The organism is Streptomyces sp. NPDC017991, assembly GCF_044328075.1.
Lineage (GTDB): Bacteria > Actinomycetota > Actinomycetes > Streptomycetales > Streptomycetaceae > Streptomyces.
The window spans coordinates 206,065-213,844 of record NZ_JBIRGP010000017.1; the positions used below are offsets into that span (position 1 = coordinate 206,065).

Sequence of the window (7,780 nt, forward strand, 5' to 3'; positions counted from 1 at the left end):
CGGCCCGCGGCACGACCGGTCCGCCCTCCGCGCCCCGAAAGGCCCGGAGGGCGGACCGGTTCAGCCGTCCCGCCGCTCCTCGTCCCGCCCCGGTGCGCAGCCCCCGCCGTCCGTGGGCCCGGCCGCATAGCTGGAGTCCAGCCGGTAGAGGCCCGCCCGTGGCACGGTCAGCCGTGTCCAGGGCCCGTCCGGCCGTACGCAGCCACCGGCGGCCCGCAGCCACGGCGAGTACCGCACCCGTACGGTCACCGTCCCGGCACGCGGCACCCTCAGCACCACGGCCGCCTCGCCCGCCCGCACCACGCTGCCCGGCGCCGAGACGAGCGGCTCGGCGTCCCGGACGCGGTAGATCCGCCAGTGCGCGTCCCGCCAGACGGGCTGCAGCCAGTCCTGTCCGGCGGCGACCAGGGCCGCCTCGTGCTCGGCGGGACCGTCGGGTCTCCCGTCCGGCACGACCACGTGAGCGACGGCCCAGTGACGCAGCCAGGCGTGATAGCGCGGCGCGTCGAGAGCGCCCTCGTAGAACAGTCGCCCCCGCTCGACGTCCAACTGCCGGTTCCAGCCCCGTATCACCTGTGCGTGCGGGGCGAACAGGGCCGCCTCGCGGTGGTTGCGGGCGGGCACCACCTCGACCCGGTCGCGGTGCGCGCCGAGCCGGTCGAGTTGCTTGAGGACGCCGTTCGTGTGGGTGGCCCAGGCCGGTACGGACGTGGCGACCCGCAGGTCGTTGACGGTCGACATGGTGGTCCAGACGACCGACACGACGAGGGCGAGGGTGAGGCCGAGGGTGAGGCCGAGGCCGAGACCGAGATCGAGCGGCCCTGTCCGGCGTACGGCGTTGCGGACGCCAACGGACCAGGCGGGCCGGGTGCTGCTCACCAGACAGGCGAGCAGCACCGCCGGTGCGAAGAGCGCCGCGAGCCGCTCCACATTGGTGCCGATCGGTGAGGGGACGAGCCAGGTCAGCACCACGCCGACGGCGTAGACGACCGCCCCGGCCCGCACCGCCCGCCACGCGCGGGGAGCCGCCATCGCGACGGCGGCCGACAGGAGCACGGGCATCAGCACGCGGCCCGCCGCCATGGGCTGTTCGCCCTCGAAGGGGAACAGCAGTGCCGTCAGCGCGCCGACGGCGACGGGCGGCACGGACAGGACGAGGCACGCGGCGTACCGCCGGTGCGACAGCCACCCGGCGGCGGCCACCAGCAGGAACAGCCCGGCCACCGGACTCGCCAGGGTCGCGAGCAACGCGCCCAGCGCACCCACGGCCCGCCGCCCCCGCCGCCCCCGCCGCTCCGGGCGGCCGGCCAGGGCCAGCAGAGCCCCGAGCCCGAAGGCCAGCCCGAGGGCGAAGGTCGTACGCCCCGAGGCGACGTTGGCCCACAGCCCGAACGCCCCGAGCAGCGCGGGCCACAACGGCGCCTGTGCCACGGTCCGTTCGAGCAGCGCGCCCAGCAGCCAGGTGGCGGCCACCCCGGCGAGGACGGAGACGGTACGTACACCCAGCACCGCCATCAAAGGAGGCGACAGCACGCTGTAGTTGGCGGTGTGTGTGCCCCCGTACCAGAAGAGCCCGTACACGGTGTCGGGGTTGCGCGCGACGAACCCCGCCCAGGCGTACTGGGCCGCGAGATCACCGCCGCCCGTCGCGAGAAGGACGCCCCACACCCCGTACAGCGGAAGCACGGCGAGCACGGCGAGCGCCGGGACAGGCCACGACCGTGGGGTGAGGGGCCGGCGCGGCCGGTACGCGGAGGGCACCCGGCGCGCTTCGGGGACGCGGTCGGGCGCGGGTGGAGCGGGGGCAGGCGGGGAGAGCGGCTGTACGGGCACGGGGCTCTTCCAGGGGCAGGGCGGCGGCGGGGGACCGGAAACGGCCCGGCGACGGACCCAACGACCTGCCCCGGGATGCCGTCACGCTTAGCGGGGCACTCGGGCATGCCCCCTTGAGGCCGGCCTGAGTACGCGTACTCAGGCCCGCGCCCCTGCCACGTGGAACGGTGGCTACGTGACGAGGAGCAGGCTTTTCCGCCCGCTGAAAGGCGCATTCGTGTCGGCGTCGGCGGCAGTCGCCTGCTACACGATGTGGACCTCCCTGTGGGAGTGGTCGGACGAGGTGTCCCGGGCCAGCGGTGACGCCATGGGCGCGGGGTTCCTGGAAGGCATGCTGGCGGGGCTCGTCGGGCTGCTGTCGATGCCGCTACTGCTGTGGGCGGGCATGCGGCTGCTGAGGGAACAGGGCAACCACCTGCTCGTCGTGGCCGGCTTCGTGGCCTGGTGGATCATCGGCGGCACCCTCGTCGAGGAAGGCGTTGCAAGCGACACGGCCACAGGCCTGTACATCGCCCTGTTCGCCGCGCTGAGCGCACTGGCCTCCCTCGCCGAGATGCCGAGGACACGTTCCTGACAGCGCGGCGCGCGGCGATACGTCTGTCGGCACCCCCGCCGACGTGCCCGTTGTCTCCGCGGACCCTCAGATGTCCCGGAAGGGAACAGTCAGAGCGGTGACCGGCCATGATGAGGGGTCTTTGGTCGCTGACCTGTGCGAATGGTCTTTCCGTTGTTTCACGCTCGTGCCGGTGATGAAGCCGGAAGTCCCAGAAGGGTCCCAGAGGACTCCCACGGCAGACGGATGCCCTTTCGGTTCTGCTCGACGTAAAGCAGCGAGGCAGGGCCGAGGCTCTGCGCTGGAGGTCGGCCTCGTTCCTCCGCGGCAGTGGTCAGCGCGCTTCCGCTCATACGGAGAGCACCGCATCGGGGCCGGCGGGCAGCCAGGGGGCGTCCTCATGGAGACGGCGCCGCCGTCGAAGTAGACGTCGTTGAAGATGAGTTGGCTGATGGTGGCGCTCTTCTGTGCGTGGAGACCCGTCCTCGCCGACCGAACCGGCAGCCCGCTCACCGCTGTTCATAGGTCACTTCGTCCTCGGTGGGGAAGTTGGGGCGGCCGTCGTCCATGCGGACCGTCAGATGGCCGCCCGCGTGCACCTCTTCGATGGTTCCCCGGTCCCCGGCGCGGTGCCGGGTGCCGAGCGCCTCGATGTCGGTGGTGAGCGTGATGCGGCTTCCGCGCATGACCATCCCTTCGTGGCGGTCCGGATCATCCGGTTCCCTGTCGCACCCCGCCCCGGCCGCCGGTGGTTCAGAAGCCGGGACGGGGTGATCGGGAAGCCGTCAGGCAACGACCGTGAGGGGACGGTGCGGTGGGTCTCGTCGTAGCCGTGGCCGTGGGCGAAAGCGCGGGCGGCGGTGTCACGGGCGGTGAGCCGGCCACCGGATCGCGCACGGACCGCCGTCACGGCCGAGTGGGGCGTCAGGCCCGTACCGGTTGTGCCGCCAATAGTGAGAACGACGGAGCCCTGTCGGCGCACGCCTGGAGCGTGAATATACGGCAGGAAACAGCGGTGTCTTTTCCATGCGCAGATTTCCCTCGCGCCCGGGAAAGAGAGCGAAAGACGTGCAATAGGGGATACGGGCCGTGTCGTCCGGAGGTTCACTCTGCTCGGCGTGAACTTTCGGACGATACCGCGCGGAATTGAGTGCCCCGCCGGACGCAGCGCACGGCCGGGCCGGCCGCTTGGCGGCCAGTGAACCGCCCTGCGCGAGAACACGTAACCGTCGTTGGTACCTCGCTACCGGAACGCCACTCGATACGGGGGCCACCACTCACCGACGCCCCAGATCATGACGCCTGCACTGCAAGGAGAAACATGCGCAACCGAGTCTTTGTGCTCGCATCGATCGTCTCGCTCTCCCTATTCGGTATGACCGCCTGCAGCGGCGACGACTCGGAGGCGGGGAAGTCCGGCGCCCCCGAACCGCAGGCGGTTACGGTGAAGACCGCCGAATCCGAACTCGGGAAGATTCTCGTGGACCAGTCCGGTAGAACTCTCTACGGATTTACGGTGGACAAGGACGGCGAAAGCAACTGCGACGCCAACTGCATCGCCGTATGGCCCGCTCTCACCAGCCCGTCCGATGCCAAGTCCGCCAAGGACATTGATAAGGCACTGCTCACTCGTACCAAGCGGACCGAGGGAGTGCTTCAGGTGAAGTACAAGGACTGGCCGCTCTACTACTACGTCGGGGACGTCGTACCTGGTGATCTGAACGGTCAGGGCATTGACGACGAATGGTTCGCGGTAGCACCTGACGGAAGCCTGATCAAGTCATGACGACAGCGGGAGGACAGTCGGACCACTTTTGATGAGAATCTGATCGATGCATTTCTGACGAAGGAAAAAGGAATGACTGAAACCATCGCAGGAAACAGTTTCCAGCAGGATGCTGTGGACGAACTGGCGGCTCGGCTCACGGGATCCGTCTTCACGCCGGACGATCCCGGGTACGCGGCCGAGGTCACGGGATTCAACCTGCTCTCGCAGCACCGGCCCCTGCTCGTCGTCGCAGTGGCTGACCCGGCCGATGTACAGGCCACCGTACGGTTCGCCGCAGCCCACGGTCTTCCCGTGGGCGTTCTGGCCACCGGACATCAGCCGTTCCCCCTCGCCGAGGGGTTCGTGCTCATCACCACCGGCAGGATGCGTTCGGTCGTGATCGACGCGGCGGGTGCCACCGCCCGGGTCGAAGCGGGAGGTGTGTGGGGAGATGTCGTCGACGCGGCCCAGACCGCCGGGCTCACTCCCCTCAACGGCTCGTCCGCCGGGGTGGGCGTCGTCGGTTACGTCCTGGGCGGAGGCCTGAGCCCGGTGCTCGGCCGGAAGTACGGCTGGGCCGCGGATCACGTCGCCGCGATCGAGGTTGTCACGGCGGAGGGGCGGTTCCGCCGGCTCACGGCTGACACCGAGCCGGAGCTCTTCTGGGGTATGCGGGGCGGCCGCAGCAACTTCGGTGTCGTGACGGCGATCGAGATCGAACTCTTTCCCGTCTCCGACTTCTACGGCGGCGGTCTCTTCTACCCCGCCGAACAGGCCGAGACGGTGCTGCACGCCTACCGGGACATCGTCCGCAGCGCTCCGAACGAGCTCACCTGCTCGGTCGCGCTGCTGAACTTCCCGCCACTGCCGCAGATTCCGGAGATGCTCCGCGGAAAGTCCGTCGCACACGTACGGGTTGCCTTCCTCGGATCAGCCGAGGACGCGGAAACACTGATCGCTCCCTTCCGGGACATCGGCCCCGCCCTCATCGACGCGATCGGCCCGCAGCCCTACAGCGCGTTCGCCACGGTGCACCAGGACCCGACCGACCCCGCGCCCTACGAGGAAGCGAGCACCCTGCTGGCCGAACTGCCCGCCGCGGCCGTCGACACCATTCTCGCGAAGGTGGGGCCGCAGTCGGGCGGAGCCGTCACGGTCGTGGAGGTGCGCCACCTCGGAGGCGCTCTCGGTGAGAAGCTCCCCGGCTCAAGTGCCATAGCGGCCAGGGACGCCCTGTTCACCGTCTGGGGCGCCACGGTGGGACCGCCTGAGGCGATCAGTGCCGGAGCGGAACTCATGAACTCGCTGATCGAGGCGCTGCACCCGTGGACGACCGGACGGACGTACCAGAACTTCACCTCACGCGAAGACACGGCCGACAGCATCTTCACGCCTGACGATCTTGATCGTCTCAAGGACATCAAGACCCTCTACGATCCCGCCAACCTCTTCCGGGTCAACAACCACAACATCGTCCCGTGGACAGCCCGCCGCGAAGTGTGACCTCGCGCTCCAGGTCTGCCCGGAGCCACCTACCGCTTCCTTTCGCAGTGGATGCCGACCGGCGTCGCTGCGAAAGGAAGCTGACACATACGGGCGGTCGGCGAAACGGTCTGCACGGACAGGATCCGCGTTTCCTGCACACGAGAATCAAGGACACATGACTGGAGCGTTGCGTTTTGCGCTACTCGGGCCCGTACGCGCATGGCGGGGGGACCAGGAGATATGCCTTGGGCCGCCTCGGCGCAAAGCGGTTCTGGTCGCTCTCCTGCTGCGGGCGGGTGCGTATGTGTCACCGGCCGAACTGATCGACGCCGTCTGGGGAAGCGCGCCCCCGGCTGCGGCTTCCGCCTCCCTGCACACCCATATCCACCACCTGCGCCGCTGCCTCGGGGGGCCGGAAGACCGGACCGATTCCGTTATCCGTACGGTGAGCAAGGGGTACCAGATCTGGCCTCCTGCCGGCAGCCTCGATCTTGTTGAATTCCAGGAGCTGACAGCCGCGGCCGAACGCTGCTGCTCGGAGGGAAACTTCCCCGCTGCCATCGATAAACTGCGCAGCGCTCTGGATATGTGGCAAGGGTCGCCACTGTCTGGGATGACGGGGGAATACGCCGAGAGGCAGCGTCAGCTCATTCTGCCTCTTCGCCTCACCGCTATCGAGACAAGAATAGCCGCAGAAATATCGTCCGGAGCTCATACGGACTCCGTGAGCGAGCTGAACCGTCTTGTCTCCGAGCACCCGTTGGACGAGCGATTTCGTGAGCTTTTGATGCTCTCGTTCTACAGAAACGGTCGGCAGGCTGACGCGCTCGATGTCTATCGCCAGACCCAACGAGCTCTGGCCAATAAACTCGGCGTCGATCCCGGGCCCGCGCTGCAAAGACTGCGGCAACAGATCCTGGCGGGCGAACCCGTTGCCATCGTCCCGACGGCCGCGCCGACGGATCGTCCCGTGCCTGCTCCGGTCGAACTGCCGGTGCCCCGACAGCTGCCTGCCCCGCCCGTGTTCTTCTGCGGACGGGAAGCCCAACTGGCCGAGGCGCAGGCGGCCATCACCAAGTTTCCCGGATTCGTCGCCATCATTGCGATCCAGGGCGCTGCCGGGGTGGGGAAGTCCGCTCTGGGCCTCAGTCTGGCCCATCGGCTGGCGGACACGTTCCCCGACGGCCAGCTCTACGCGGACCTGCGTGGAATCGGCACCGCCGACCCACTGGTGACCGCGCAAAGGGTGCTGAAGTCCTTTCTGCGGGCCCTGGGGGTGGCAGACGCGAGTATCCCGATGCGTCTGCAGGCGCAGACGTCACTCCTTCGGAGCGTGCTCTCCCATAAGCGGTGTCTGCTTTTTCTGGAGAACGCCCGGGACGCTCGGCAGGTACGCCTTTTGTTGCCAGGCGCGGGAGGTTCGGCCGTCGTGGTGACCAGTCGGGAGCGACTGAGCGGTCTGGCCGTCCGGGAGAGCGCGCACGCCCTTCTGCTCGGGCCGATGTCGGCGTCGGAATCCCGTGAGATGTTGAGCCGGCGCATCGGTGCGGAGAGAGTGGCAACCGACATCGACGCCGTGCACGATCTTGCAGAACAGTGCGGCGGAAACCCGCTGCTGCTTTCCACGGTGGCCGCTTTCGCAGTGATCAATCCCGGGTTCACCCTCGCTGCGATCGCGACGGGAGCCCGTAACGGCAGCTTGGATCCGACCGGCACGCTGAGGTTGGAGCTGCCTCTGCCCCATTCCGCGCGGCCCCGCGCCAGGGACAGCCCGAACCACCTCGCCCCGTAGTGCCGGGGATGCGGGTTGCCCGAGATGCAGAAGAAGCAATCCCGGTGCTTTCCGGCCAAGTGGCCCACTACGCCTGTCGGGTGTTGTCGGTGCTTCATGAACCGAGGGGGCCGGGTCTTCGTAGAATGAGCTAGTTCGCCGGGGGGCTGACAATGATTTCAGGAGACCAACGGTGATCTGTGAGCAGGAGAAATCGGAGCTGGCCGTCTACGCCCTGGCCGCCCTCGACACCCGGGACGCCGAACGCGTCGCCCGGCACCTCCAGCAGTGCGACACCTGCACGACAGAACTGGACGACATCCACCACACACTGACGTCCCTGCAACTCGTACCCGAGAAAGACATCCTC

6 protein-coding genes are annotated in these 7,780 nt (G+C 68.4%); 4 read left to right on the forward strand and 2 right to left on the reverse strand.

The features are described from left to right. Window positions 1-60 precede the first annotated feature (60 nt). The gene (locus ACH4DZ_RS39270) at window positions 61-1,833 is read right to left on the reverse strand and encodes a hypothetical protein (RefSeq protein WP_398293655.1); all 1,773 of its coding nucleotides are present in this window, start codon (window positions 1,831-1,833) and stop codon (window positions 61-63) included. 217 nt (window positions 1,834-2,050) lie between these two features. Here ACH4DZ_RS39270 and ACH4DZ_RS39275 point away from each other — a divergent pair, with 217 nt between their 5' ends. Next, complete coding sequence (locus ACH4DZ_RS39275) at window positions 2,051-2,407, forward strand: hypothetical protein (protein ID WP_398293657.1); 357 nt, start codon at window positions 2,051-2,053, stop codon at window positions 2,405-2,407. A 488-nt stretch (window positions 2,408-2,895) separates the two neighbouring features. On the opposite strand, the gene ACH4DZ_RS39280 is transcribed toward ACH4DZ_RS39275, so the two are convergent. After that, window positions 2,896-3,072, reverse strand: a complete 177-nt coding sequence (locus ACH4DZ_RS39280) for a hypothetical protein (protein WP_398293659.1) — start codon at window positions 3,070-3,072, stop codon at window positions 2,896-2,898. A 635-nt stretch (window positions 3,073-3,707) separates the two neighbouring features. On the opposite strand from ACH4DZ_RS39280, the gene ACH4DZ_RS39285 reads away from it, so the two are divergent. From ACH4DZ_RS39285 to ACH4DZ_RS39295, 3 genes are all read left to right on the forward strand, one after another. Then, window positions 3,708-4,172, forward strand: a complete 465-nt coding sequence (locus ACH4DZ_RS39285; protein WP_398293661.1) for a hypothetical protein — start codon at window positions 3,708-3,710, stop codon at window positions 4,170-4,172. Window positions 4,173-4,244: 72 nt separating this feature from the next. Beyond that, window positions 4,245-5,657, forward strand: a complete 1,413-nt coding sequence (locus ACH4DZ_RS39290; protein WP_398293664.1) for an FAD-binding oxidoreductase — start codon at window positions 4,245-4,247, stop codon at window positions 5,655-5,657. Between the two features lie 157 nt (window positions 5,658-5,814). Then, window positions 5,815-7,431 (forward strand): BTAD domain-containing putative transcriptional regulator, encoded by a 1,617-nt coding sequence (locus ACH4DZ_RS39295; protein WP_398293666.1) that lies wholly within the window; start codon window positions 5,815-5,817, stop codon window positions 7,429-7,431. Window positions 7,432-7,780: the final 349 nt, after the last annotated feature.